Here is a 26,663-nt window from a genome sequence, read left to right as displayed (position 1 = left end):
AAGAGACGCTTCGGCGTCTCTTTATCTGTTTAATGGGGATATGGATACGGTGTTAATAGTCAACGAGGAGGCGACGAAAATGACCGAAACAAAGACAGAGCGTTACGTGACGTACGCGGAGTTTGATGATTTTAAGAAGCACGATTTCCAAGAGGTACGGGACGATATCAAGGATATCCGATCAGACTTGTCGGAAATGAAGGGCGATATCAAGGTGCTGAATACCAGCATGAAGCAAATGATTGATTCGATGAAGTTCTATAAGACGGTGCTTGTCTTAGCAGTTCTTGTACCAGTGGCTAATCGCCTACTATCTTTCTTCTTTGAACACTAGTCTTTCACCTTGATTTTCAAAGCAAATAACCGTACAATTACGTTTATAGCAATGCACTAAAAAGTAAGTCAATGAAGATTGTGCAGCGAGTGCGCGGTTGGTGAAAAGCGCATCAAAATTCTTGACTGAAGGTAGTTAGTGGGCATTGCCGGTGAAATCATAGTAGTCGGTAACGTGAGAAACGCGTTAAGTTCTAACGAGATAGCGGGAGAAGTCCCGTTAAATCAGGTGGTACCGCGATTAAGTCGCCCTGATCATACAGTTATTGTATGGTCAGGGCGTTTTTTATTGCTCATCACATCGTTACACAAATAGAGATTATGTTATAAGGAGAATTTCACATGCGCGAAATTGATATGCCTGGAAAGTATGACGCGTCAGCTGTTGAAGCTGGCCGTTACGACAAGTGGGTTCAAGAAAACCGCTTTAAGCCATCAGGAAACGATAAGGCTCGTCCTTACTCAATCGTTATCCCACCACCAAACGTTACGGGTAAGTTGCACTTGGGGCACGCTTGGGACACAACTTTGCAAGATATGATTATCCGTCAAAAGCGTATGCAAGGATTCGACACGTTGTGGTTGCCAGGAATGGACCACGCTGGAATCGCTACGCAAGCTAAGGTTGAACAACGTTTGGCTGAGCAAGGCATTTCACGTTACGACTTGGGTCGCGAAAAGTTCGTTGACCAAGTTTGGGACTGGAAGAACGAATACGCTGCTACCATCAAATCACAATGGGGTAAGATGGGACTTTCTTTGGATCACTCACGTGAGCGTTTCACGTTGGACGAAGGATTGTCAGAAGCCGTTCGTAAGGTCTTTGTGACGTTGTACGAAAAGGGCTTGATCTACCGTGGTGAGTACATCATCAACTGGGATCCTAAGGCTCGTACAGCTTTGTCAGATATCGAAGTTATCCACCAAGACGACGAAGGTGCTTTCTACCACGTTAAGTACCCATTCGTTGAAGAAGGTGTCACTTACGATGGTAAGGACTACATTGAAATTGCAACGACGCGTCCTGAAACGATGTTCGGTGACGTTGCTGTTGCCGTTCACCCATCAGACGAACGTTACAAGGACTTGGTTGGTAAGATGGTACGCGTGCCACTTGTTGGTCGCGAGATTCCTATCATCGCCGACGAATACGTTGACCCAGAGTTTGGTTCAGGGATGGTTAAGATTACGCCAGCCCACGACCCTAACGACTTTGGTGTTGGTAACCGTCACAACTTGGAGCGTATCAACACGATGAACGAAGATGCGTCAATGAACGAACGTGCCGGCAAGTATGTTGGTATGGATCGCTTTGATGCACGTAAGGCAATTGTTGATGACTTGCAAGCTGAAGGTTGGATGCTTGAGATTGAGCCAATTGTTCACTCAGTTGGTCACTCAGAGCGTACTGGTGTGCCAGTTGAGTCACGTTTGTCAACGCAATGGTTCGTTAAGATGAAGCCATTGGCTGAGCAAGCTTTGGACATGCAACAGTCAGACGACCGTGTTGACTTCTACCCACCACGTTTCGAAGATACCTTCACGCGTTGGATGGATAACATTCACGACTGGGTTATCTCACGTCAACTATGGTGGGGACACCAAATCCCAGCTTGGTACCACAAGCAAACGGGTGAGATGTACGTTGGTATGGAAGCGCCTGAAGATATCGAAAACTGGGAGCAAGACTCTGACGTTTTGGATACGTGGTTCTCATCAGCTTTGTGGCCATTCTCAACGATGGGCTGGCCTGATGAAGATGCTGAAGACTTCAAGCGTTACTTCCCAACGAATACATTGGTTACGGGATACGACATCATCTTCTTCTGGGTTGCTCGTATGATGTTCCAATCAAAGGAATTCACGGGTCGTCGTCCATTTAAGAACGTTTTGATTCACGGTTTGATTCGTGACGAACAAGGACGCAAGATGTCAAAGTCATTGGGTAACGGAATTGACCCAATGGACGTCATCGAGAAGTACGGTGCTGACGCATTGCGCTGGTTCTTGGCAACCGGTTCAACACCAGGTTTGGACGTTCGTTTCTCATACACGAAGATGGACTCAGCTTGGAACTTCATTAACAAGATCTGGAACGCCTCACGTTACGTTATCATGAACTTGGATGACGAAACGAAGGCTGAATTGCCTCCTGACTTGTCAGTTTTGACGTTGGCCGACAAGTGGATTTTGTCACGTTTGAACGAGACGATTGCTTCAGTAACGAAGAACTTTGATAAGTTTGAGTTCGGTGAGGCTGGTCGTTCGTTGTACAACTTCATCTGGAACGACTTCGCTGACTGGTACATCGAAATGACCAAGGAAACGTTGAACGGAAACGATGAAGCTGCTAAGAAGAACGTGCAAGCTGTTTTGGCTTACGTTTTGGATAACACGCTGCGTTTGCTACACCCAATCATGCCATTCGTAACGGAAGCTATCTGGCAAGAGATGCCACATGACGGTGAGTCAATCGTGGTTGCTGCTTACCCAGAAGTGAAGGCTGAGTTGGATAACCCAACGGCGGAAGCTGATTTCCAAAGCTTGACTGACTTAATCAAGGCTGTTCGTACAATCCGTACGGAAGCAAATGCCCCAATGTCAACTGAAATCGACGTTTTGATTAAGACGTCAGATGAAAACTTGGCTCGCATCTTTGATGAAAACTCAGACTACATCAACCGCTTCGTAAAGCCTAAGTCACTTGAAATTTCTGCTGATGTGGCTGCGCCAAAGTTGGCCATGACACAAATCATTTCTGGTGCTGAAGTTTACGTGCCTTTGGAAGAGTTGATTGACTTGGACGAAGAAATTGCACGTTTGCAAGGTGACTTGAAGAAGTTTGCTGGTGAAGTTAAGCGCGCTGAAGGTAAGTTGGGTAACGAGAAGTTCGTGAACAACGCCCCTGAAGCCGTGGTTGCTGAAGAACGCGAGAAGTTGGCTGACTGGCAAGCAAAGTTGGCAGCAACTGACGCTCGTTTGGCTGAACTACAGGCCGCAAAGTAATAGTTGCTTTGAAATAAGTTTGTTACGTCGAAAGGCTTGCAGGATGCGAGTTTTTGGAGTAATATCTTATATATTGTTAATAACGAATTTAAGCTGTTCGTCGTTACAATGCTAGTTAAATTACACCTGTAGAGGCGCTGTCTATTTCGATAGATGGCGCCTTTACTTTTTGCCTAAAAAACACACCAGAAAAATGTGGTGTACCCCGAAAGTTAAAGTAACTTTCGGGGTTTTCTTTATGGGTGAATTGTCAATTCAACCGGAACACTTGAGATAAATAATATTCTTTAGCCGATCTCCAGCCGAAAAGCTTTCGAGGTCGGCTATTAATTTGCTCAACCATTTGTTCAATGTATTCGTCTGAATAATCTTCGATTGCAGTCCCTTTAGGGACGTACTCACGGATTAGCCCATTTGTATTTTCGTTGGTCCCACGTTGCCATGGAGCGTGGGGATCAGGAAAGTAAAACTGGACATCGAATTTCTTTGTTATCTCATCTTGCGCACTGAATTCATTTCCGCGGTCTGGAGTTAAAGTCTGTATCTGACTAGTTGGAAGGGAATCTAGCATTGAACCTATGATTCTCATAACATCGACGGTTTTCTTTGATGCCGCTCGTTTTGAAAGTAATATTCTGGTCTTCCTATCAACCATTGTGACCAATACTTGACCGCCTTTACGGCCAATAACAGTGTCCAGTTCCCAATCTCCAATTCGAGAGCGACAACCTGCTTCTGCAGGTCGCTCGTCAATCGTATTTGGAATTCTAATCTTACCTCGACGCTCGACATGACCTTTAGTATGTCGAGTTTTTCCTCTATGCCGAAGCGCACGAGCAATGCCCCGAGCTTTGTGACTTTTCACCGGCTGGCCCAAGTTATCTCTATAAATCGCTCGGTAGATTGTATTTGCGCTAATAATCGTATGACCTTTTGATATCTTTAGTCGACCAGCTATCTGTTCAGGCGACCAATGTTTTTGATTAATTCCATATATAACTAGTTCTCGCAGTTCAGTGTTATCTAACTTTCGGTGTTTATGCGACTTCGTTCGAGCAAGCATGTGCTTTTGATCGGCATCCTCAGCTTCATAAGTTGAGCCAACACAGCGGGCAATCTCACGAGAGATTGTCGAAGCGCTTCTACCAATTTCTTTTGCAATGCTACGCATTGACAACCCTTCTCTGAGTAAAACTTCTATACGTCCGCGATCAAATGCGGTAAGCTGATGATAATGACTCATAATGTTTCCTCGCGTTCTGTATGTTCTAGACAAACTACATTTTACGCTGGTTCATTATGAGTCAGTTTTTATTTAGCTTAGTGTTGCACTTGAATTGTAAATTCAAGTGACTAGAATCTCAAAACAAACAAAATTTAAAGCTATCCAGGAATATTTTCTAGGAGTCGACAGCAAAAGGTCGATAGCGAGACGTTATGGTCTGGACTCAACGGCATTTTTAGTCCTCATTGCAGCCTACGAAACACATGGGCCAGATGTGTTGTTCAATCCGCCAAAAGTTACTACGGAATTTAGAATTGCATTGGCTTCTTGGGCAATCAAAAATAACGTGCTCTTATGATGAGATTCCGGACTAGTTTTTCTAGTTTGGTAAAATATCATCATAGGAGTATTTTTATTTATGGTTACACGTTATGAAGAGGACTTTAAAAAGTCCATCGTGGAGATGGTTAAAGCGGGCCGTCGGCCCGATGAATTATCCAAGGAATACGGTCCTTCAGCCGATTTAATTCGGAATTGGGTCAAAAAATATGCGCCTGTAGAAGTGAATGGCGAATCAATATCAGCTGATGAATTGAAGAAGTTGCGTAAGGAAAACGCAATTTTGAAAGAAGAGCTCGAAATTTTAAAACGTGCGGCGGTGTTGCTGGCAAAACATTAGTTTTGCGCGGTAGAAGTGTTGTTTTACCAATTATCCACAAAAATTTGGTACAGGGGCACCGCATCACACGCGTTCTGAGTGCTTTGAAAATTCCAATGTCCACTTACTCTGACTGGATCCATTGGGAGCCGAGCGCACAAGAAATACAACACAACAAATTGAGAATTGCCGTCGAATCAATTTACACAGCCAATAAAGGCATTTATGGTTATCGACGAATTGCTAAAACCATGCGCGACTTATTCAAACTAGCAATCAGCGACCGCTTTGTATGGCAATTGATGAGTGAAGCTGGCTTGAAATCGCGTATGCAAAAGCGATATAACAAGCCTACAACAGTCAATGACAAAGATCAGATGCCAAATCTCATTATCAATCTGGATGACCTAAGTGGCGTAATTACAACTGACATTACGTATATCCAGTTGACCGATAAGACATGGGTTTACATGGCTAGTGCATATGATCCGGAAGACCGTAAGGTGCTGTCGTATCGAATTGCAGATACGATGACAGCTCAACTAGCAACCTCAGTAATCGTTAAGGCGCTAAGACGAGGTGAAAAACCACTGTATGTGCATAGCGATATGGGAAGCCAGTATACCAGCGAATTGTTTGAAAATACACTGGAGTCCATAGGTATTAGGCACTCTTACTCCCGTAAAGGGCACCCTTACGATAATGCCCGCATCGAAAGTTTTCACTCGTTACTCAAGAGGGAGCTGATCTACCAACAGGATTTCGAGAGTATCGCTGATGTGCAAGCCGCTGTTGGATGGTACGTCAACTGGTATAACAACAATCGTATATCACTCCGTGATGCCGCCTAGACCAATTTCTAGATGATATAAACGCGATTATACAAATTTGCCTATACACCGGCGTTTACAAGCACTGACTTTGTGAAGTCCAAAAATCACTCTGACCAGTGCTTATTTGCTATACCCTCAGACTTGTGAAATTCAACAAAATCCAAACTAGACCACCGTAACTCCATAGCCTCCGGCAGGCACAGGGGCAAAACCCCTGGACCCCATTAAAAAATGACCCAAAATCTGTACGAAATCAGGTCATTTTGAAAAATTTTCGTGGTACGAGCCCTAGCGGGCTCTAAAAAGAGGTCCGGAGTCTTGACATCAGAGCCACGCTTCATATACTGAAATAGCGGCTAAGTTCGGTTATACCGGCACTGCACAAATGCGTGCATGGAAAGAAATTTATTCCAAACTAGGCCCAAATGGGTTATTGTCTATTCAAAAAGGACGAAAACCTGAGATGCCAAACAAGAAGCCTAAGTCAGTCAAAAAATTAACAGAGCAAGAAAATCGACTTTCTCAACTCGAAGATGAAGTTCTTCGACTAAAGATTGAAAATGAAGCGTTAAAATTATTAGCCTCGATTTAGCAACGAACCGACAACTCGCAGAAGTAGTTTGCCGACTCGAGGCACAATTTAAACTAGTAGATATACTAAAGGTTCTTCCAATCGCAGAAAGTACAGTGCATTACTGGAAACGAAAGTTTCAAAAGGACGATTCCGATGAGCCACTTAGAGTGGCCATCAGGACAATTTGGGAAGCTGATAATCACTATGGTGTGCGTCGAGTGTATTTAGAGTTGCGGAAGCAGCCTGAGTTCGCAGAGGTAAATCACAAGAAAGTTCAACGGCTGATGCATGAGATGGGATTAAAAGGCGTTGGATATAACAAACAATCGCGCAAGTATGATTCATCTAAGGGGCCTGAAGGAAAGCGCGTGAAGAATAAGATTCACCGTCGTTTCAAGACCGATCGACCATTACAAAAACTATCTAGCGATGTTACGGAATTCAAAATTCCGGCCACCGGAGAAAAAGTTTATTTAGAGCCAATTCTTGATATGTACAATAACGAAATTCTTACACATTCAATTAGCACCCGTCCAAATCTTGAATTTACCTTACAACCACTTAATCAGCTCGTAGAGCAACTGCCAGAACTTACTTATCGAACAACCATTCACACCGATCAAGGCTGGCAATATCGTCACAGAGTATGGCGTAAGAAACTAAAGCAAAACCGCATCATCCAAAGCATGTCGCGTCGTGCGACCGCTCTAGACAATGCGGTTATGGAAAGTTTCTTTAATAAGTTGAAAGTCGAAATCGGCCCATTGAACAATTATTCTTCAGCAAAAGAGTTGATTGATGCAATTAACAATTGGATACTGTATTACAACAACACACGAATTCAAGCAAAATTAAACGGCCACTCACCGGTAGAATACCGACAAATGGCCGCTTAATCAGCTAAAATATTTTACTCTAACTTTTGGGGTACACCGCAAAATGCCGGTGTGATACGATATTGCTAATGAAAAACGGAAGAAGGCGACATCATGATTGAACTGAACACAGCAGCGGACGCAATTGCGTATATTCATGGTCGACACAAGTGGAAGAAGACTCCTAGTTTTGATCGCATCAATGCCTTACTAGACCGTCTGGGACACCCAGAACGTGCGTCTCAGTATGTGCATGTTACGGGGACGAATGGTAAAGGTTCGACTAGCAAGATGATTGCACAATTATTGCGTGCGGCTGGCTTGACGGTGGGGATGTTTACGTCGCCATTTATTCTGCAATTTAATGAACGCGTACAAGGTAATAACGGTAATATTCCGGATGATATTTTGTTGGATATTATGCGTCGCATTGCACCGATTACCGAGGCATTGGATAAAGAGTTACCACAAGGTGGGCCAACGGAGTTCGAAACGTTAACAGCCATGATGTTTGTATATTTTGCTGAGCATCCGGTTGATGTCGTCGTATTGGAAGTTGGTATTGGCGGCACTTGGGATACGACAGAAGTGATTTCGGATAAGTTGGTGTCAGTAATCACGACGGTTGGTTTGGATCACATGCAGGTGTTGGGGAATACGCTGGCTGAAATTGCGACGCAAAAGGCAGGCATTATTGCGCGTCAACGTCCAGTTGTGACGGGGCGTTTGCCTGAAGAAGCCCAACAAGTGGTGACGACAGTGGCTGATGCTTTGGGTGCACCACTGTACCGTTTGGGTGACGAGTTTGAAGCCAAAATGCTATCAAGCCAAACAAATTGGGGCGAGACCTTCAACTTTACTGGTGTTCATGAGTTTAAGCAGGTGTTTGTGGATTTGATGGGGCATTATCAAATTGATAATGCCGGGGTTGCACTTGAAGCTGCAAGCCTAGTAACCAATGAATTGGGTGTGCCGCTAACAGCTGAAATGGTAACGAAGGCTTTGGAAACGGTCACGTGGCCAGTGCGGTTTGAACGTGTTGCTGAGCAACCGTTGACCGTTTTGGATGGTGCTCATAATCAACATGGCATCGATGCGTTGGCTGCGACGTTACGGACACGCTTTGCGGATAAGCAGATTCATGTCATTTTCGGCGCGCTGGCTGATAAGAATTACCCGGCGATGTTGCACACGTTGGCAGATTTGCCTAATGTTGATTTACATGTGACGCACTTCCAAAATCCTGGCGCCCGAGTAGCCCTTGATCCAACGGAAGCTGCGCGTCAAGTGACGGGTCACAATGTCACGGTGCATGAATCATGGCAGAAGGCCTATCGCGCAATAACTGACGCAATGGCATCTGAGGATATGATTTTGTTCACAGGTTCGTTGTATTTTGTTGCAGAAGTGCGCACAAGTTGGGATTAGTTATCGTGAGTGGGTTTGGTATACTTACCTTATGAAAAACTATTTAAAGAGGGTATTGCGATGAACTTTTTCGTAAACGAAGGGCTTGCTGCGCAAGGCTCAGGTATTGAACACGCGCAAGTGCAACGTGGTAAGCTGTTCCGTAAGAACGGGCAGTCATTCAAAATCGTAACGCGCGTATTTAATTCGAATGGGCATCGTGACTTGCTAGCATGGGGATTGAACGACGCAGAAGTAATCAATATGTACGACTACTACGCGCATACAGAACATGTGCCTGAGCAGATTTTGACAGCACAAGATGTTGAATGGGGTGGTCGTCCAGTGGCAATTGTTGAGCCGTTGCCAGACACGCCAGATACGTTTATGGCGTATGAAGATGAAAATCGTACGCGTTTCTTGGGACGTATTCACGTTGATTTGCAACACGAATCGCGTGTCACGATGGTTGAAGTGTTTGAGCACTTTGGTAACTTGTTCCGCGTAGATACGTACGATTTACGTGGCTTCATTTCACGGCAACAATATATCGACCCAGATGGTACGCCAAATACCAATGTCTTTGTTGACCGTAAAGGGCGTCCGATAATCGAAGAGTACCTTCGTCGCAAGGCGCCACGTGGTTCGGAAGCGATGGTGATGAACCGTAAGCACATTGATAGTCAAAATCAATTGGCTGAGAATGCTCAAATGTCAGGGCAAGAATTTGAAGCGAAGCCATTTGAAGCACCGCAATTCGTGAACTATGTGTCAGGATACCGCTTGATTAAGTCAAATGGCATGACGTATATCTTTGATTTATTTGATGAGTTGACGGCCGAATTTGTTAACGATTTGAATAATGACTTCTTCTCAGAGGATGCACCAAATATCTTCATCATGGATCGTACAACAGCTGCTGATGAAGGTTTGTTGAAGTTGGATCGTCCAGCTTACATTGGCTTCCACTTGCATAATTTGCATGCATCAGACACGCGTGACGTCATGACAACTGATGAAAATAACAATTATGAGTTTGACTTCATGCACATCAATGACTACCAAGCGGTTATTTCAGCGATGCCACGTCAAACGGCGGATGTGGTCGCCCGTTATGCACCAAAGGCCACGCCATTCACGATTCCAGTTGGGGTTGTGCCAGCTGAAATTCGCGACGCTGAGCGTGTGACAATGGCTGAGCGTCAAACAAATTCAGTATTGATGATTGTACGACGTGCACCGGATAAGTGTCCCGCAGCCGTTGCTGAAGCATTGATGATTGCCAACCAAAAGCAACCTGGTTTGAATGCGCACCTTGATGTCTACGGATACTTCGATAACACGGGTAACAATAAGACGAACAAGGACTTGTTGCGTTTGTTTGATAAATACGGACTCGAAAAGCCAACTATGTACGATGAGAAGGGTGCCGAGACCACGGACTTGAATCAAGTGCGCCGTTTGGAGTCGCCGGTTGTGACGCTGCATGATTATGTGACCGACCGTGATGAGTTGTACGCTATCCACCGTTCACACCAAGTTTACGGTTTGGCTTCAATGATGGAAGGATTTAACATTTCAATGATGGAAGCGATGGCAAATGGTATGCCTGGTGTTTCAACGAATGTGAACTATGGTCCTAACGATTTGATTATCGATGGCGAGAATGGTTACCTAACCAAGTGGGCGCCAGAAGGCCAAGAAGATCAATTCGTAACGGAGATGGCAGATCGCTTCCTTGAGTTGTTTAATGACCCTGAAAAGTTGCAAGCCTTCTCTGATGCTGCGTACGACCACAGTAATCGCTACTATGAAGAAGCGGTTTGGCAAGCTTGGCAAGGTTTGTTAGCTGATGCTGATAAGCGCTGGCCAGCAATGGTGGCCCAAGCACACGCGCTTTCAAATGTTGGTGTTGGTCTTGGCGGAACAACGATGACAGCCTACACACTTGGTAATCGCAGGGATGAAGTGACGGTTAACGGCATTTCAGGCGACAAGTATTTGGCAGACTAATAAGGAGTGAAACTCATGAATTTATATTTGGATAACTCTAACTTGCCAACGCTTGACCCTAATATTGCTGCGCAAGTTAAGGCGGATCGCGAAAATGGTGTTGATGCAAAGCAAGTCGTTCGTGGCTACTATCCTGATCAACACATGCACTTGGGGAACCATGGTTTACCAGATGATGCGTTGCTTAATATGTACGATGTCTTCCAAAAGGCAACGGATGTTGAGGTAAAGACAGTGCACTACCGTCACAACCCACAAATCGACAAGGCTCGTTACCACTTGGATGGGTTGGACTGGGGGATGGCACAAGCCCGTCGCTTTGGTACAACGTATGGTCGCAATGTCATTGATATTGATTTGTTCCCAGGTAACCCTGGTGGTACTACGTCAATGTTGCACTACATCGACCGCGGTGATAACACGGCCGTTACAGATATTTGGGATTGGCGTGGCTTTAAGTCAGCAACGCGCTACTACCAAACGACAGGTAATGTTTCGAACATTATTTTCTACACGCCAACTGGTGACATCGCAGCCCGTGCGTCATTTATGTGGCAACACCTAGAAGGTAAGCCAAATAATGAATGGCCATTGGTACAAACATCATTGGAAGTGTTGGATTACGACGGTGAGCACTTGTGGTTTGAGAGCGAAATGCATGCATGGGAGTATTTCGTACAACACGAGCAACAAAAGCGAAACGCAGCGTTGCGTTAATAACTAACAATTAAGAGCATCTGACAGTTACTGTCGGGTGCTTTTTGTTTTGGTGGTTAGTATCGGCGCGATAGCGACGACACAAACCACAAACTTTAATTTCCACATGCGACAAACTTGCACTTTCTGTTACACTAGTAAGTGAGATTTAGGCAACAACCTGGACGCAGGGTGTTGAGACGGAGAAGAATAATCATGATTATTTTGCAAGCAAGTAATGTTGCACGCCGTTTTAGCGGTGTAACATTTTTTGAAAATATTTCGATGCAGATTCAAGATAAAGGACGTGTTGGGTTGGTCGGCCGTAACGGAGCCGGTAAGTCAACGCTCTTGAAGATGCTAATCGGTGAAACGCAACCTGATGAAGGTACGATTTCAATGAAGAAGGGCATCAAGCTAGCTTACTTGGCGCAGAACTCAGGACTAGATTCTGATTTGTCTGTGTACAATGAAATGCTTGATGCATTTTCTGATGTGATTGCATTGGAAAAGAAGATGCGCGACATGGAGACGAAGATTGCTTCAGCAACTGATTACGAAAGTGATGAGTATGCAAGCTTGCTTTCTGCTTACGACCAAGCGCAGCACGATTTTAGTGAAAAGAATGGTTACGGCTACGAAGCAACAATTCGTTCTGTTTTGCACGGATTTGGCTTTGATGAGTCATTCTATGATCAAAAGATTTAATCATTATCTGGTGGGCAACGTACGCGTTTGGCGATTGCCAAGCAATTGTTGGAAACGCCTGATTTGTTGATCCTCGACGAGCCAACTAACCACTTGGATATGCAAACGTTGGCATGGTTGGAGCAATATTTGCAAAACTACCAAGGAGCATTGTTGATTGTTTCCCACGACCGTTATTTCTTGGACCGCGTGGTTACGGAAATTTACGACATGCACTCAGGTGTGTTGGATCACTACACAGGTAACTATTCACGCTTCATGGAATTGAAGGCAGCTAAGGTTCTGCAAGAGCAAAAGGCTTTCGATAAGCAACAAGAAGAGATTGCAAAGTTGGAAGACTTTGTTAACCGTAATATTGTGCGTGCTTCAACGACGAAGCGTGCCCAATCACGTCGTAAGCAATTGGAACGTATGGAACGTTTGGAAGCGCCAAAGAACGAATTTGGCGTTGCCCACATTCAATTCTCAGCTGACGAAGAATCTGGAAACGAAGTGATGCGCGTCAAAGAAGTGAAGTTGGGCTATGACCTAGCAAACGTCTTGGCGGACCACGTTAATATTGAAGTTGATAAGCAACACGCGGTCGCTTTGGTTGGGCCAAACGGTATTGGTAAGTCAACGTTGATTAAGACGATTTTGGGTAAGTTACCTTTGTTGGCCGGCGAAATCAAGCTTGGTGCCAATGTTGAAGTTGGTTACTACGACCAAGAGCAACAAACGCTCGACCCAAAGAAGTCTGTGTTGAACACGATTTGGGATGAACACCCAACGATGCCAGAGCGCGACGTTCGTTCAATCTTGGGATCGTTTATGTTCTCAGGTGAAGCGGTTGATAAGTTGGTTTCTGCCTTGTCAGGTGGTGAGCGTGCCCGCTTGCTTTTGACGAAGTTGTCATTGCAACACGCAAACTTCTTGATTCTCGACGAGCCAACGAACCACTTGGATATTGATTCCCGTGAAGTGTTGGAAACCGCGTTGAACGAATATAATGGCACGATTTTCTTCGTTTCTCACGACCGTTACTTCATTAATTCGGTTGCGACGGAAGTGGTTGAGTTGTCACCAAACGGGACGCGCTTCTTTGATGGTGATTACGATTACTATCTAGAAAAGACGGCTGGTGAGCAAGCGGAAACCCACCGTGCGAAGGCAAGTTTCGAAACAACGGCCGAATACGAAGAGGCGACTGCTAAGGAAGTTGAGACGTTGTCACGCGAAGAGCGTAAGGAACGTCAAAAGGAGCAACGTAAGTACGAACGAGCGGTTGCGGCAGCTGAAGAAGAAATGGCAGGCTTGAACGATAAGCGCGATGCATTGAATGCTGAATTGAATGATCCAGCAAACGGGGCTGACTTAGGTAAGTTGACGGACTTATCAAAGGAAATTGCAGCAATCGATGCACAGTTAGCTGAGGTTGAAGAACGCTGGACTGAAGCAAGTATGGCGTTGGAAGAATTTGATATTTAATGAGGCGAAGCTGGCACTATTCAAGGTGTCAGCTTCTTTTCTTAATGATTGCGTTTTCATTTAAAATGACTTTTACTAAGTTTGTGTTAGTTGTCACATGTTAGAATTCAGGTTTGGCGCTATTTAAACGGAATCTGATTTACTATTGTGAAAACCGTCTAAATCTTTGTCAAATTACTTGACAAAAACCCTTGATTTTAAAAATTTAGGAGTTTAAACTAACTCTTGCTGAATAAATGATAGCAATTATAAAAAATAAACTAATTTGGAGGACGAAATGGCAAAGTCAGAAACTTTAGACATTAATGGCAAGCCTTTCAACCGCGGTGCCATGGTTATGGTGCTGTTGATTGGAACGTTTGCTGGAATGTTGATGCAAACGTCATTGGGTACTGCAATCCCAACGTTGATGCACGATTTTAATATTTCACTTGCAACGGCCCAGGAAGCAACGACATACTTCTTGTTGGCAAACGGAATTATGGTGCCGGTATCAGCGTACCTAACCACTAAGATTCCAACCAAGTACTTGTACATGGTCGCTTACACATTGTTGTTGGCTGGTATGGCAACGACGGCGTTTACCCCTAGCCATCACGACATGTGGTGGATGTTCTTGCTTGGCCGTATTCTAGCTGCCGTGGCGGTTGGTATTACGATGCCTTTGATGCAAGTTGTTATGGTTAACATTTTCCCAGCTGAACAACGTGGTGCGGCGATGGGTATTAATGGTATCGTTATCGGTTTGGCCCCAGCTATTGGCCCTACGCTTTCAGGTTGGATTTTGGAAAAGAATCACCACTTGTTTGGTTTGTTGATTTCAAACTCATGGCGTACGATTTTCTACTTGCCAATGATCGTGTTGGTCTTGGTTTGGATTGCAACGCCATTCTTCGTTAAGAATGTTGTGCCAAACCGTGATATGAAGCTTGATTTCCCTTCATTGATTTTGGCGGTTATTGGATTTGGGTCATTCCTATGGGGATTCTCAAATTCAGCCACTGATGGATTTGGTAACTGGCCAAACGTTTTGGCCCCAATCCTAATCGGAATTTTGATTATTATTGTGTTTGTCTTCCGTCAATTGAAGATGGACGATCCATTCTTGAACGTTCGCGTGTTCAAGAACAAGCAATTTACGTTGACGACGTTTGCCGTAATGATGGCCATGATGGCTATGATGGGTGTTGAAATGATGTTGCCAACGTACTTGCAAAACGTTCACGGTATGTCAGCGCTTGAGTCAGGATTGACGCTATTGCCTGGTGCCTTGGTTATTGGTGCAATGTCACCAGTTGCCGGAGCGGTTTACGACAAGGTTGGTGCTAAGCGTATGGCGATGGTTGGGTTCTCAATCTTGGCCATTGGTACGGTACCATTCCTATTCTTGACAGCTGAAACGCCACAACACTTGGTAACGTTGTTGTACGCCTTGCGTATGTTCGGTATCGCCACAACGATGATGCCATTGACGGCCAGTGCTATGTCAGCTTTGCCACCTGAGGAAGCCTCACAAGCAACGGCTGCTAACAACACGGTTCGCCAAATTGGTAACGCGGTGGTTGTTGCCTTGCTTTCATCAGTTACGCAAAACGTTATCAAGGCTGCTAAGCCTGCTAAGGATTTGGCCAAGGAAAACGTTGTGTCATACATGGATAAGATGATTAACGCAACGATGACTGGATTCCACGCATCATTTGCATTCGGAATTGGATTCGCTGTTGTTGGTATCATCTTGGCGTTCTTCTTGCACAGCGGTAAGCTAGTGCACGGTAAGTCAAACGGAAACGTTGTCGCAGATAATGGAGGAAATAACTAATATGATTATTCTAGTTATGGCCGTCTTTGCGATCGGCATGTTCTACTCATGGTTGGTTTTGAAGAACCGCACCATGCGCGCTATCTTCGGACCTATCTTCACGGTATTGCTAATCGGTGCCGTGTGGATGACAACGTCAGTCTTTGCAAACAACACTGGTTTGACTGCTAAGACAACAACGACATCAAAGCAGGTATACTCAGCTTTGGGTTCAAAGTCACCAGCCGGTGTCTTGATCCAATCACGTTTAGGTTCAAAGGCTGATAACTATGTCTTGGTTTACAACGACACAGCTGATGCTAAGAAGCCAACGGTTCACGGGAAGCCTTCAACGAAGGTTGCTGATATTCCAAACGGCGTTAAGAAGGAAATGACTTACAAGGTTGCTGACGTTAAGAAGGCGACTGTTAAGGTTGAGACCACTCGATGGGAGTGGAAGAATGCCTTCTGGCGTGTGATGTTTGGTATTGGTGGTCAAGGTGGCAAGCTTAAGAAGCAAGTGACGACGGTTACGGTGCCAAAGAACACTTGGGTTGTAATGACTGCTGATCAATCTAAGAAGTTGCAAGCTGCACAAAAGTCAGCTGCACCTGAGGCACAAGCTGCCCAACAAGCTCAAATGAAGTCAGCTATTGAAGCAGAGGTTGCTGCATACATGCAAGCGAACCCAAAGGCTACTCCTGACCAAGTTAAGGCTTACACAACTGAACAAACTGCTGAAATGACGGCAACAGCAATGAAGCAAATGTTGTCACAATTGAAGTAATGATAATTTTGAGTCCTGGTACGTGTTTTTGTACCGGGGCTTTTTTGTTAGCGGTTAGTGTCGACGCGTTGCGTCGAGGCCTGGAAGTGCGGGGCTATCTCCGACAAAGTTCAAATGTGGGCAACCGAATGGCGCGGACGCCACCCTGCTCGCCCAAAAAACCAACTCGGCGCGATAGCGACGAAACAAACCATAACCTCATTTTTTAACCAAAATATGTTGCAAAAACGTGTGGGTGTGCTATTATTGTTTATGTAAGTTAGCACTTAGATATTGAGAGTGCTAATAATAATTTTTGCCTATGGAGGTCATATAACATGTTGAAGCCTTTGGGAGATCGTGTTGTGTTGCAAGTTGAGGAAGCGCCTGAGCAATCAGTTGGTGGTATTTTGCTTGCGTCAAACGCGCAAGAAAAGTCAGTTACGGGAACTGTTGTCGCTGTTTCAACGCAATCAGTTGGTGACTTGACGGCCCCAGCTGCAGTGAAAGAGGGTGACAAGGTCATCTTCGATAAGTACGCTGGCTCAGAAGTAACGGTCGATGGTGTGGATTACTTGGTGGTTCACGAAAAGGATATCGTTGCAGTTCTTTAATTTGAAACAAACAGATTAACTATTAAAAATTTGAAATAGAGGGTGAAATAAATATGGCTAAGGACATTAAGTTTGCTGAAGATGCACGTGCAAAGATGCAAGCAGGTGTTGATAAGCTTGCTAACACAGTTAAGACAACGATTGGTCCAAACGGACGCAATGTTGTTATTGAGCAAAGCTATGGTGCACCAACTATTACAAACGACGGTGTAACGATTGCTAAGTCAATCGAATTGGAAGATCACTTTGAAGACATGGGTGCCAAGTTGGTTGCTGAAGTTGCTTCAAAGACGAATGACATCGCCGGTGACGGTACGACGACTGCGACTGTTTTGACGCAAGCTATCATTAATGAAGGTTTGAAGAACGTCACGGCGGGTGCTAACCCAGTTGGTGTGCGTCGTGGTATCGAATTGGCAACTGATGCAGCTGTTAAGGCGTTGCACGAGATGTCAAAGCCGGTTTCTACTAAGGAAGAAATCGCGCAAATCGCCTCAATTTCAGCTGCTAACCCAGAAGTTGGTGAGCTGATTGCCGAAGCGATGGAACAGGTTGGTAACGATGGTGTTATCACGATTGAAGAGTCTAAGGGTATCGAAACGACGCTGGATGTCGTTGAAGGTATGCAATTTGACCGTGGTTACATGTCACAATACATGGTAACTGACACGGACAAGATGGAAGCTTCATTGGATAACCCATACGATCACTGATAAGAAGATTGGTAACATTCAAGAAATTTTGCCAATGTTGCAAAGTGTTGTTGAGCAAGGTCGTGCCTTGTTGATTATCGCTGATGACATTACTGGTGAAGCTTTGCCAACACTTGTTTTGAACAAGATGCGTGGAACGTTTAATGTCGTTGCGGTTAAGGCACCTGGATTTGGTGACCGTCGTAAGGCCCAATTGGAAGACATTGCAATCTTGACTGGCGGAACTGTTATCACTGACGACCTTGGTTTGAACTTGAAGGATGTGACGATTGCACAACTTGGTCAAGCTGCTAAGGTTACGGTTTCTAAGGACAACACGACGATTGTTGAGGGTGCTGGAAACAAGGAAGCCATTGCTGAGCGCGTGAACTTGATCAAGGGTCAAATTGCCGAGACGACGTCTGACTTTGACCGTGAGAAGTTGCAAGAGCGTTTGGCTAAGTTGGCTGGTGGTGTCGCTGTCATCAACGTTGGTGCCGCAACTGAAACTGAGTTGAAGGAACGCAAGTACCGTATTGAAGATGCTTTGAACGCTACTCGTGCCGCTGTTGAGGAAGGATTCGTTGCCGGTGGTGGAACTGCCTTGGTAAACGTTATCCCAGCCGTTGCTGAGTTGTCAGAGATTGGTGATGTGCAAACTGGTATCAACATTGTACGTCGTGCTTTGGAAGAGCCTGTCCGCCAAATCGCTGAGAATGCTGGTTTGGAAGGTTCAGTTATCGTTAACCAATTGAAGTCAGAGAAGCCGGGTGTTGGTTACAACGCTGCGACTGACGAATGGGTTGATATGATTGAAGCTGGTATCGTGGATCCTACTAAGGTAACGCGTTCAGCATTGCAAAACGCCGCTTCTGTTTCAGCTTTGTTGTTGACGACTGAAGCTGTCGTTGCTGAGCAACCAAAGACGGATGCTGCCCCTGCAATGCCTGCTCAAGGTATGCCAGGTATGATGTAATTTCATAATAAATATTAAACGCCGACCTTCCTGTGAGAGGGGCGGCGTTTTTGATTTCCGAAAGTAAGTATCAATGATAGACAACGAGCTTAAATAGAACTACAATAAGTCGTTGTAGAAAATTGAAATTATTTTTGGGCGTTTTGCCTAATATAGGTGTTTAGGAGAAAAATCATGTGGCGCTTTTTAAAGCGGTTGTTGATTGGAAAGCCTCTTAAGACATTGGAAGAGGGCTCGCAACATTTGAGCCGAACCAAGGCCTTGGCTTTGCTTTCGTCTGATGCATTGTCATCAGTTGCGTATGGTACTGAGCAGATTACGACAGCGTTGATTGCTGCCAGTACGGTTGCGTTGTGGTTGCAAATCCCAATCGCCATTTTGGTGTTGGTATTGTTGACGGCCATTACGCTATCGTATCGCCAAATCATTCACGCCTACCCATCTGGTGGTGGTGCTTATGTCGTGACATCAACGAACTGGGGTCGTAACGCTGGGCTTGTCGCCGGTGGATCTTTGTTGGTTGACTATATGTTGACGGTTGCCGTGTCTGTGGCGGCCGGAACAGAAGCCATTACGTCAGCGGTTCCAGCGCTCCACCCATATTCAGTGGGTATCGGAGTGGTCATCATCTTGATTTTGATGGGAATTAACCTGCGTGGTGTGCGCGAGTCAGCCGGGTTCCTGATGGTGCCGGTTTACTTGTTCATTGTGATGATTACAGGAATGGTCTTGTACGGGTTGTATAACATCGCGACCGGTCAAGTTGCCTTCCATGCTGCAGCGGCAATTGGTACGTCATCATCAAGTATCACAATCTTGTTGTTCTTGCGTGCGTTCTCAAGTGGTTCATCTTCATTGACTGGAGTTGAGGCCATTTCAAATGCCGTGCCGAACTTCAAGGAGCCAAAGCCACGTAATGCGGCAGCAACGCTATCAATCATGGCGTTGATTTTGGCCTTCTTCTTTGGTGGTATTACGTTCTTGTCATACTGGTACGGTATTCGACCAAATGACCACGTGACGGTGTTGGCTCAAATTGGTCAAACGATTTTCGGTCACGGCGTAATGTTCTACCTTTTGCAAATTGCAACGGCCTTGATTTTGGCGGTTGCTGCTAATACTGGTTTCTCAGCCTTCCCACAATTGGCCTTTAACTTGGCTAAGGATAAGTTCATGCCACACATCTACATGGACAAGGGAGATCGTTTGGGATACTCAAACGGTATTATGTCGTTGGCTGTTGGTGCCATCGTATTGCTTTTGATTTTTAATGGATCAACTGAAGCTTTGATTCCGCTTTATGCGGTCGGAGTTTTCGTGCCCTTCACATTGTCGCAATCAGGAATGATTATTCACTGGTTCCGTGAACGTGAAGGCTTCTGGTTGGGAAAGGCGTCAATCAACTTTGTTGGGGCGTTCATCTCATTTGCTTTGGTTATCATTTTGTTCTGGATGCACTTTAAGTCTGTCTGGCCATACTTGATTATCATGCCAGTTTTGCTTCGCATGTTCTGGACGATTAACCGTCACTACAAGGCGGTTGCTAAGCAGTTGCGTGTGTTGTCTAAGGAACCAATCAAGCGTCATCACTACGATGGTTCGACGGTGATTGTGTTGGTCTCAAACTTGACTAAGGCAACGGCTGATGCGATTGATTATGCCCAATCAATGGGTGATCGCGTTTTGGCGATGCACGTCTCATTTGATTCGAACCCTGAAAAGGAGCACCGTTTGGGCGTTGAGTTCAAGCGCGAGTTCCCAGATGTGCGTTACGTGGACATTCACTCATCATATCGTTCAATCACAGAGCCTTCATTGCGTTTCGTAGATGAAATTGCGAAGGGGGCGAAGGAACGTAATCACTCATTGACGATTTTGATTCCACAATTCGTGCCTCGTCACGGTTGGCAAAATGCGTTGCACAATCAAAATAGTTTGCGTTTGCGTACAGCCTTGGCTTCACGTGACGTGACTGTGTCAACATACTACTTCCACCTAAAGGAATAGTTGTTGTTGAAATAGATATATGAATTAGCCTCAGTCGACTGTGTGTCGGCTGGGGCTTTTTTATGCAACAAATAAGAATTGTGTCTAAATCGGTGAAAAACGTGTCGAAATCTGCAAAAAACGGGTGAAGGAGAATAAACACTGAAATGGTGGGCTTCGTTACGAGTTCAAACTGTGTCTAGACAGGGAATAATCGGGTGAAACAAACTGTGCCTAAACGGGCGAAAATCGTGTCTAGATGGGTGAAAAACAGGTGAAAGAAAATAAACGCTGAAATGGCGGGCTTTCGCCGACGTTCAAATTGTGTCTAGATGAACCGAAATCGGGTGAAGTGTCATCGCCCCGGCTGGAAACAAAATATAATAAACTGCTATCTTTGCGTGGTTGTGTTAATCTAGTGGAGGTAGCTTTGATTTAGGAAGCAATAATACGGAAAAGGGATAGAGATAATGGATTACACCGTTGATGATGTCCGTGAAGAATTAAAAAATATGCGTGCGCGTGTGCACCATGGTGAATTGTTTGATCACTTGGAACAGAAGTTGGTCGTTTGATTGACCAGTTTGATTACGACGCACCGACTGTTGTTGAGCAGCTTGATCCGGTAACAGCGACAGCGATTCATGAAAAAGTGTCTGATTGGCAAAATGCGTTGATTGCGGGACAACCGGTTGTCGTCACTGACCAAGAGTTGTTGGACGTGATGAGTGGGTTACGCCAAACTGATCCTGAATTGCGTGATAAGGGTGTCTTTTTCTTTATTAGTGATGCCTTGCAAGCAAATATCTTTACCGATGCACAAATTGTGATGATGACGCGCTACTTATTACAAGATTCAGTGTTGTTCTCACACATTGATGAGACTGATAATGACGGCATCTTCTTCCGTTCATTCGCGGTCTTCATTTTGTCGATGTTGAACTACGCAAATCGCAATAGTGAAGTTGAATTGTTTAGCGATGATTTGCACGAAATGCTTATTGATAACTTGGCAACGTACATTGCGCTAGAACATGATACGCGTGGTTTCGTCGAGGGTAAGGGCTGGGCCCACGCTTTCTTGCACATTGCGAACTTGTTGGATGAGCTGACGCATGATGATGCGGTGACGCGTGCGGATAAGGTATTCTTGTTAACGATTTTGATTGAACGAATCAAGCGGTTGGAAACGCCACTTGTCATGGGCGAAAATCGACGTATTGATAGCTATATCGTGACGTTGGTGAACTTGAATCCGTTGTATGAGCAATACTTTTTGAAGCAACTCAAGCAATGGCGTCAAGAAATGACGCGTCGCATGCAACCGGAAGTTGAAGCCGACTGGCACCGTATGTACAATCAACAACGCTTGCTACAAGGTTTGTTACTACGCGAAAAATTACCCAAAGAAATTTATGATTATCTTAACGAAGCACGCAATTTCCTAGCGTAATCGGTCCGGTTTACAGTTTCGTGTTATACTTAGGGTTCTAAATTCAATCAGTTTGACAGGGAGAACGACATGTCAGAAAAGCTAAACATTGCGATGTTCTTTGGTGGTAACTCATCAGAACACGACGTCTCAAAGCGCTCTGCTCGTAACATTTACGATGCAATGGACAAGGAAAAGTACAACGTAACTGTTTTCTTGATTTCAAAGGATGGTTACATGATCAACGCCGCTGATTCAAAGCGTGTGTTTGATGGTGAAGATGAAGACACTGTGGTAGCTGCAGCGAAGTCAAAGATGGATTTGACGAACCCATTGGCACCAATCGCCGTTTTGGGTGAAATGTCAGAAATCGATTTGTTCTACCCAGTTGTCCACGGTAACTTGGGTGAAGATGGTACTTTGCAAGCGTTGTTCCGTTTGTTGCAAAAGCCATATATCGGTGCTGGTACGGCTGCGTCAGCCATGTCATTCGACAAGGATTTGACGAAGCGTATCTTGAACCAAGCTGGCGTACGCAACACGAAGTACGTTTTGTTGACGGACCAAGATTACCAAAACTACACATACGAAGGTCTTGTAAAGGAACTTGGTACGGAAGTTTTGTTTGTTAAGGCTGCTAAGCAAGGATCATCAGTTGGTATTTCACGTGTAACAAACGCTGAAGAATTCGAAGCTGGTGTTAAGGATGCTTTGCAATACGACTACAAGGTATTGGTTGAAGCTGCTTTGAACAAGCCACGTGAGGTCTTCATTTCAATTTTGGGAAATGAGCAACCTCGTGCATCACGTTTGGGTGGTATCGTATTGCCTGAACAAGATGTTTGGTACGACTACAACAACAAGTTCGTTGACGCCTCAGGAATGGTCTTTGAATTGCCAGTTGAGTTGGGGGATGACCTAGAAAAGGAAATCACCGACATGGCATTGACGGCTTACAAGGCATTGGGTCTTGTTGGTTTGACGCGTATGGACTTCATGATTGATGCTGATGGTACACCATACTTGGGTGAGCCAAACACGTTGCCTGGATTTACAAACATTTCTTTGTATCCACAAATGTGGGAAGTTTCAGGCTTGAGCTACACGAACTTGATTGACGAAATCATTAACTATGGTTTGGCTGAATTCGAGCGTAACGCCAAGTTGTCATACGACTTCGTTTCATTGGGTGAAGAACACGTTGGTGAAAAGAAGTACAACGCCGAGCGCGCTAAGTAATAGATTTTGAGAACAATCAGCAATGGTTTCCGTTGCTGATTGTTTTTTATTTGTGACCTAGTCACCCCACTTTATAAACGGCAGTATTTAGCGTATAATTTATAGTAAGACAAATTGTGAAAAGGACGAAAAATGACTAAATCATTTACACCAACTTGGATGATTGATGCAATCTACCGTTTGACGCCAGAACAACTTCAGGCACAAGGTATTAAGGCAGTTTTGACTGACTTGGATAACACGTTGATTGCTTGGAATAACCCCGACGGAACGACTGAATTGCATGACTGGCTTGAGCGAATGAATGAAGCTGGCATCCCAGTAATGATTGTTTCAAATAACTCAGCTGAACGTATCGCACGTGTTGCTGAGCCATTGAATTTACCGTTTGTGTCACGTGCCCTAAAGCCGTTGACGCGTGGCTTGAATGAAGCCGTAACAAAGCTTAACTTGCAAAAGAACGACGTCGTGATGGTCGGTGACCAATTGTTGACGGATGTTTGGTCATCAAACAACCATGGCGTACGTAGCATCTTGGTCAAGCCTCTAATTGAGACTGACCAATGGAATACAAAGATTAACCGATTTTTTGAGAAGGGTGTAAAGAAGCGCATGCTAAAGGCGCACCCAGAACTACAATGGAGGACGACACTTGATTAGTGAAGCAGAAGTTCAAGGTTACTTGGCAGACGGATTGCGATGCATTGGATGTGGTGCGTTGATCCAAACTGAGCACAAGGGTGAATTGGGTTATGCCCCAATGTCAGCTTTGTTGAAGGGATTTGAAAACGAAGAAGTGTTGTGCCAACGCTGCTTCCGTTTGCGTCACTACAACGAAATCCAACCCGTTGATTTGACGGATGACGATTTCCGTTTGTTGTTGAACGAAATTTCAGCAACGGATTCATTGGTTGTTTACGTTATGGACGTGTTTGACTTCTCTGGCTCATTGATTCCAGGGTTGCACCGTTTCGTTGGTAACAACCCAGTTTTGCTAGTTGGTAACAAGGTCGACGTTTTGCCAAAGTCTTTGAAGCGTTCAAAGATTAAGGATTGGATGCGTCAACAAGCTAACATTGCTGGTTTGCGTCCCGTTGACGTCCAATTGACGTCAGGTAAGAGTGGTGATGATGTGCCAGCTTTGATGGACATGATTGAAAAGTACCGTGAAGGTCGCTCAGTTTATGTTGTTGGTGTTACCAACGTTGGTAAGTCAACGTTGATTAACCAAATCATCAAGGATGCAACGGGTGACAACAAGGATGTGATTACGACGTCACGTTTCCCAGGAACGACGTTGGATCGTATCGAGATTCCATTGGATGACGATACGTTTATCATCGACACACCAGGAATCATTCACCAAGACCAAATGGCGCACTACTTGACGCCAAAGGACTTGAAGTACGTTTCACCACAAAAGGAATTGAAGCCCAAGACTTACCAATTGAACCCACAACAAACATTGTTCATGGGCGCTTTGGCACGTTTCGACTTTATCCAAGGTGAGAAGGCTGGTATTACGGCTTACTTCGAGAACAACTTGATGATTCACCGTACGAAGTTGGAAAAGGCTGACGAATTCTACAGCAAGCACGCTGGTGAATTGTTGTTGCCACCAACGACGGAGAACTTGGACATGTTGCCACCATTGCAACGTCACGAGTTCAAGGTAACAGAGAAGACAGATATCGTGATTGATGGTTTGGGCTGGATTACAGTTCCTGCCAACACGGTGGTAGCAGGCTGGGCTCCTGAAGGGGTTTCAGTATTAACACGAAGGGCAATGATTTAATATGATTTCACTACGCGGAAAGCAAAAGCGTTACTTGCGCGCATCAGCACATGACATGCGTCCATTGTTTAGCATTGGTAAGCAAGGATTGACACAAAACTGGTTGGATCAACTAGAAGATGCCATCAACAAGCGTGAGTTGTTCAAGGTTAACATCTTGGCAAACTCAGACGTTGAAGTTGAATCTTTGAAGGAGTTCATCGAAGAAAACACGGACATCCAAGTTGTACAAACAATTGGACACACGTTGGTGTTGTTTGGTGAATCAGCTGACAAGGAAAACCGTCACTACTCAGTGGCTGTACAAAAGATTTAATATCACTCTCGAAACGGGGGTTCGGGCATGATTAATACAATCGAAAAAACCGTCACGCAAGCACAAGCTGAGCGTGCGTTTATCGGTGAAACAAAGAAAATTGGTATTTTGGGTGGGACGTTTAATCCGCCACACGTTGGTCACTTGGTCATTGCTGAACAGGTGGCAGATAAGCTTGGCTTAGACAAGGTATACTTTATGCCAAATGCTAAGCCACCGCACGTTGATGTGAAGCACGCCATCGATCCATTGCACCGTGCCAAGATGGTCCAAGCGGCCATTGCGGGTAACAGTCGCTTTGGCATTGAATTGCTTGAAGTACAACGCGGTGGCAAGAGCTACACCTACAACACAATGTTGCAACTGAAGGTGGAGCACCCAAACTACGAATACTATTTCATTATCGGTGGTGATGAAGTGGCGTACTTAAAGACATGGTATCGCATTGATGACTTGCTTAAGTTAGTTCACTTTGTTGGTGTTAATCGCCCAGGACAACCACGAGTAACGGATTATCCTGTTGAATGGGTTGAGGTACCAAACCTTGAATTTAGTTCAACGGATATTCGTAAGCGCATTGCTAATAAGCAAAGCGTGCGCTATTTGCTACCTGACATGGTAGCAGCCTATATTGTAGAAAAAGGGTTATACATGGATGACAAACGAGATGATTTATCGGGGCCGTTACTATAACGGTTCGCGTAAAAGCTTAGTTGAAGCAGCCCAAGCAGCGATGTCAGAGTACCGTTTCCAACACGTGTTGCGTGTTGAGGAAATGGCTGTGGCCTTGGCTGAAAAGTGGGGTGTTGATACAGAGAAAGCATCTGTGGCAGCCTTGACGCATGATTACGCCAAGGAACGCTCTGATGCTGATTTCTTGGCGAAGATTGCTGAAAAGCAATTGGACCCAGATTTGGTTAATTGGGGAAACAACGTTTGGCATGGTATCGTCGGGGCCGAGATGGTCAAGGACGAGCTAGGTATTGAAAACGAAGATATCCTGACAGCAATTCGTCAGCACACAACTGGTGCGCCATACATGACGACGCTGAGCCAAATTATCTACATGGCAGACTATATTGAGTCAGGTCGCGATTTCCCAGGTGTTGAAGAAGTTCGCACCTTGGCATTTGAAGACTTGGCAGCAAGTGTCGGGTGGCAAACGGGCCACACGCTTGCTTATTTAATTGAAAAGCAGGTTCCGGTTTATCCGGGCACGCTTTTGACATACAACGCATGGAGTGTGAAGTAATA

The 26,663-nt window shown here is 45.0% G+C and carries 21 protein-coding genes, 2 pseudogenes and 1 other annotated feature; of the genes and pseudogenes, 22 read left to right on the top strand and 1 reads right to left on the bottom strand.

The genetic code is table 11. The annotated features are described in order from the left end of the window. The first annotated feature begins 79 nt into the window (after positions 1-79). Together OIT45_RS03045 and OIT45_RS03040 are read left to right on the top strand one after the other, a co-directional pair. Positions 80-334 (top strand): hypothetical protein, encoded by a 255-nt coding sequence (locus OIT45_RS03045; RefSeq protein ID WP_199404981.1) that lies wholly within the window; start codon positions 80-82, stop codon positions 332-334. Positions 335-376: 42 nt separating this feature from the next. Then, positions 377-590, top strand: a binding site (T-box leader). 85 nt (positions 591-675) lie between these two features. Further along, complete coding sequence (locus OIT45_RS03040; RefSeq protein ID WP_199404980.1) at positions 676-3,339, top strand: valine--tRNA ligase; 2,664 nt, start codon at positions 676-678, stop codon at positions 3,337-3,339. Between the two features lie 250 nt (positions 3,340-3,589). On the opposite strand, the gene OIT45_RS03035 is transcribed toward OIT45_RS03040, so the two are convergent. Further along, entirely contained in the window at positions 3,590-4,582 is a 993-nt protein-coding gene (locus OIT45_RS03035; RefSeq protein WP_264329956.1) for an IS30 family transposase, read from the bottom strand. 400 nt (positions 4,583-4,982) lie between these two features. On the opposite strand from OIT45_RS03035, the gene OIT45_RS03030 reads away from it, so the two are divergent. From OIT45_RS03030 to yqeK, 20 genes and pseudogenes are all read left to right on the top strand, one after another. Beyond that, positions 4,983-5,243 carry a transposase gene (locus tag OIT45_RS03030; RefSeq protein ID WP_264329950.1) on the top strand — a complete coding sequence of 87 codons (261 nt, stop codon included), beginning with the start codon at positions 4,983-4,985 and terminating at the stop codon, positions 5,241-5,243. Positions 5,244-5,245: 2 nt separating this feature from the next. Then, a complete protein-coding gene (locus OIT45_RS03025) occupies positions 5,246-6,073 on the top strand; it encodes an IS3 family transposase (protein ID WP_264329899.1) in 828 nt (275 codons plus the stop codon). Between the two features lie 445 nt (positions 6,074-6,518). Further along, positions 6,519-6,647 carry a hypothetical protein gene (locus OIT45_RS03020; RefSeq protein ID WP_264339857.1) on the top strand — a complete coding sequence of 43 codons (129 nt, stop codon included), beginning with the start codon at positions 6,519-6,521 and terminating at the stop codon, positions 6,645-6,647. Next, positions 6,629-7,525 (top strand): IS3 family transposase, encoded by an 897-nt coding sequence (locus OIT45_RS03015; protein WP_319606979.1) that lies wholly within the window; start codon positions 6,629-6,631, stop codon positions 7,523-7,525. Before OIT45_RS03020 ends, OIT45_RS03015 begins: the two co-directional genes overlap by 19 nt. A 93-nt stretch (positions 7,526-7,618) precedes the next feature. Next, complete coding sequence (locus OIT45_RS03010; RefSeq protein WP_199404425.1) at positions 7,619-8,932, top strand: bifunctional folylpolyglutamate synthase/dihydrofolate synthase; 1,314 nt, start codon at positions 7,619-7,621, stop codon at positions 8,930-8,932. A gap of 60 nt (positions 8,933-8,992) precedes the next feature. Then, the gene (locus tag OIT45_RS03005; protein ID WP_264339856.1) at positions 8,993-10,924 is read left to right on the top strand and encodes a glycosyltransferase; all 1,932 of its coding nucleotides are present in this window, start codon (positions 8,993-8,995) and stop codon (positions 10,922-10,924) included. 15 nt (positions 10,925-10,939) lie between these two features. Beyond that, entirely contained in the window at positions 10,940-11,641 is a 702-nt protein-coding gene (locus tag OIT45_RS03000; protein ID WP_199404423.1) for a glycosyl transferase, read from the top strand. Between the two features lie 195 nt (positions 11,642-11,836). Continuing rightward, positions 11,837-13,795 (top strand): annotated as a pseudogene (locus OIT45_RS12540) (ABC-F family ATP-binding cassette domain-containing protein). A gap of 277 nt (positions 13,796-14,072) precedes the next feature. Next, positions 14,073-15,614: an MDR family MFS transporter gene (locus tag OIT45_RS02980; RefSeq protein WP_199404421.1), complete on the top strand. Its 1,542-nt coding sequence runs from the start codon at positions 14,073-14,075 to the stop codon at positions 15,612-15,614. 1 nt (position 15,615) lies between these two features. Continuing rightward, positions 15,616-16,380 carry a DUF4811 domain-containing protein gene (locus OIT45_RS02975; protein ID WP_199404420.1) on the top strand — a complete coding sequence of 255 codons (765 nt, stop codon included), beginning with the start codon at positions 15,616-15,618 and terminating at the stop codon, positions 16,378-16,380. Between the two features lie 317 nt (positions 16,381-16,697). Beyond that, on the top strand, positions 16,698-16,973 hold the full coding sequence (locus OIT45_RS02970) for a co-chaperone GroES (protein ID WP_003609163.1): 276 nt from the start codon (positions 16,698-16,700) through the stop codon (positions 16,971-16,973). Positions 16,974-17,026: 53 nt separating this feature from the next. Further along, positions 17,027-18,641, top strand: a pseudogene (groL, locus tag OIT45_RS02965) (chaperonin GroEL). Between the two features lie 174 nt (positions 18,642-18,815). Beyond that, a complete protein-coding gene (locus tag OIT45_RS02960) occupies positions 18,816-20,648 on the top strand; it encodes an APC family permease (protein ID WP_003609158.1) in 1,833 nt (610 codons plus the stop codon). A gap of 550 nt (positions 20,649-21,198) precedes the next feature. Next, positions 21,199-22,080 carry a DUF2785 domain-containing protein gene (locus tag OIT45_RS02955; RefSeq protein ID WP_264339854.1) on the top strand — a complete coding sequence of 294 codons (882 nt, stop codon included), beginning with the start codon at positions 21,199-21,201 and terminating at the stop codon, positions 22,078-22,080. Between the two features lie 69 nt (positions 22,081-22,149). After that, positions 22,150-23,298: a D-alanine--D-alanine ligase family protein gene (locus tag OIT45_RS02950; RefSeq protein ID WP_135797347.1), complete on the top strand. Its 1,149-nt coding sequence runs from the start codon at positions 22,150-22,152 to the stop codon at positions 23,296-23,298. A 132-nt stretch (positions 23,299-23,430) separates the two neighbouring features. Next, a complete protein-coding gene (locus tag OIT45_RS02945) occupies positions 23,431-23,958 on the top strand; it encodes a YqeG family HAD IIIA-type phosphatase (protein ID WP_264339853.1) in 528 nt (175 codons plus the stop codon). Continuing rightward, complete coding sequence (yqeH, locus tag OIT45_RS02940; RefSeq protein WP_003610329.1) at positions 23,951-25,093, top strand: ribosome biogenesis GTPase YqeH; 1,143 nt, start codon at positions 23,951-23,953, stop codon at positions 25,091-25,093. The genes OIT45_RS02945 and yqeH overlap by 8 nt, the downstream gene beginning before the upstream one ends. Before the next feature lies 1 nt (position 25,094). Beyond that, positions 25,095-25,409, top strand: a complete 315-nt coding sequence (gene yhbY, locus OIT45_RS02935; RefSeq protein ID WP_003610326.1) for a ribosome assembly RNA-binding protein YhbY — start codon at positions 25,095-25,097, stop codon at positions 25,407-25,409. Between the two features lie 27 nt (positions 25,410-25,436). Continuing rightward, the gene (locus OIT45_RS02930) at positions 25,437-26,102 is read left to right on the top strand and encodes a nicotinate-nucleotide adenylyltransferase (protein WP_199404416.1); all 666 of its coding nucleotides are present in this window, start codon (positions 25,437-25,439) and stop codon (positions 26,100-26,102) included. Further along, positions 26,065-26,661 carry a bis(5'-nucleosyl)-tetraphosphatase (symmetrical) YqeK gene (yqeK, locus tag OIT45_RS02925; RefSeq protein WP_199404415.1) on the top strand — a complete coding sequence of 199 codons (597 nt, stop codon included), beginning with the start codon at positions 26,065-26,067 and terminating at the stop codon, positions 26,659-26,661. Before OIT45_RS02930 ends, yqeK begins: the two co-directional genes overlap by 38 nt. The last annotated feature ends 2 nt before the right edge of the window (positions 26,662-26,663 follow it).

Origin of the sequence: Weissella sp. LMG 11983, assembly GCF_025908495.1 — a bacterium.
Classification (GTDB): Bacteria; Bacillota; Bacilli; order Lactobacillales; family Lactobacillaceae; genus Weissella; species Weissella fermenti.
This window is presented reverse-complemented; position numbering and strand designations above follow the sequence as displayed.

Excerpts from the sequence above, each read along its gene's own strand:
- OIT45_RS03045 (WP_199404981.1), top strand. The coding sequence starts at position 80 with ATGACCGAAACAAAGACAGAGCGTTACGTGACGTACGCGGAGTTTGAT.
- OIT45_RS03040 (WP_199404980.1), top strand. The coding sequence starts at position 676 with ATGCGCGAAATTGATATGCCTGGAAAGTATGACGCGTCAGCTGTTGAA.
- OIT45_RS03035 (WP_264329956.1), bottom strand. The coding sequence starts at position 4,582 with ATGAGTCATTATCATCAGCTTACCGCATTTGATCGCGGACGTATAGAA.
- OIT45_RS03030 (WP_264329950.1), top strand. The coding sequence starts at position 4,983 with ATGGTTACACGTTATGAAGAGGACTTTAAAAAGTCCATCGTGGAGATG.
- OIT45_RS03020 (WP_264339857.1), top strand. The coding sequence starts at position 6,519 with ATGCCAAACAAGAAGCCTAAGTCAGTCAAAAAATTAACAGAGCAAGAA.
- OIT45_RS03010 (WP_199404425.1), top strand. The coding sequence starts at position 7,619 with ATGATTGAACTGAACACAGCAGCGGACGCAATTGCGTATATTCATGGT.
- OIT45_RS03005 (WP_264339856.1), top strand. The coding sequence starts at position 8,993 with ATGAACTTTTTCGTAAACGAAGGGCTTGCTGCGCAAGGCTCAGGTATT.
- OIT45_RS03000 (WP_199404423.1), top strand. The coding sequence starts at position 10,940 with ATGAATTTATATTTGGATAACTCTAACTTGCCAACGCTTGACCCTAAT.
- OIT45_RS02980 (WP_199404421.1), top strand. The coding sequence starts at position 14,073 with ATGGCAAAGTCAGAAACTTTAGACATTAATGGCAAGCCTTTCAACCGC.
- OIT45_RS02975 (WP_199404420.1), top strand. The coding sequence starts at position 15,616 with ATGATTATTCTAGTTATGGCCGTCTTTGCGATCGGCATGTTCTACTCA.
- OIT45_RS02970 (WP_003609163.1), top strand. The coding sequence starts at position 16,698 with ATGTTGAAGCCTTTGGGAGATCGTGTTGTGTTGCAAGTTGAGGAAGCG.
- OIT45_RS02960 (WP_003609158.1), top strand. The coding sequence starts at position 18,816 with ATGTGGCGCTTTTTAAAGCGGTTGTTGATTGGAAAGCCTCTTAAGACA.
- OIT45_RS02950 (WP_135797347.1), top strand. The coding sequence starts at position 22,150 with ATGTCAGAAAAGCTAAACATTGCGATGTTCTTTGGTGGTAACTCATCA.
- OIT45_RS02945 (WP_264339853.1), top strand. The coding sequence starts at position 23,431 with ATGACTAAATCATTTACACCAACTTGGATGATTGATGCAATCTACCGT.
- yhbY (WP_003610326.1), top strand. The coding sequence starts at position 25,095 with ATGATTTCACTACGCGGAAAGCAAAAGCGTTACTTGCGCGCATCAGCA.
- OIT45_RS02930 (WP_199404416.1), top strand. The coding sequence starts at position 25,437 with ATGATTAATACAATCGAAAAAACCGTCACGCAAGCACAAGCTGAGCGT.
- yqeK (WP_199404415.1), top strand. The coding sequence starts at position 26,065 with ATGACAAACGAGATGATTTATCGGGGCCGTTACTATAACGGTTCGCGT.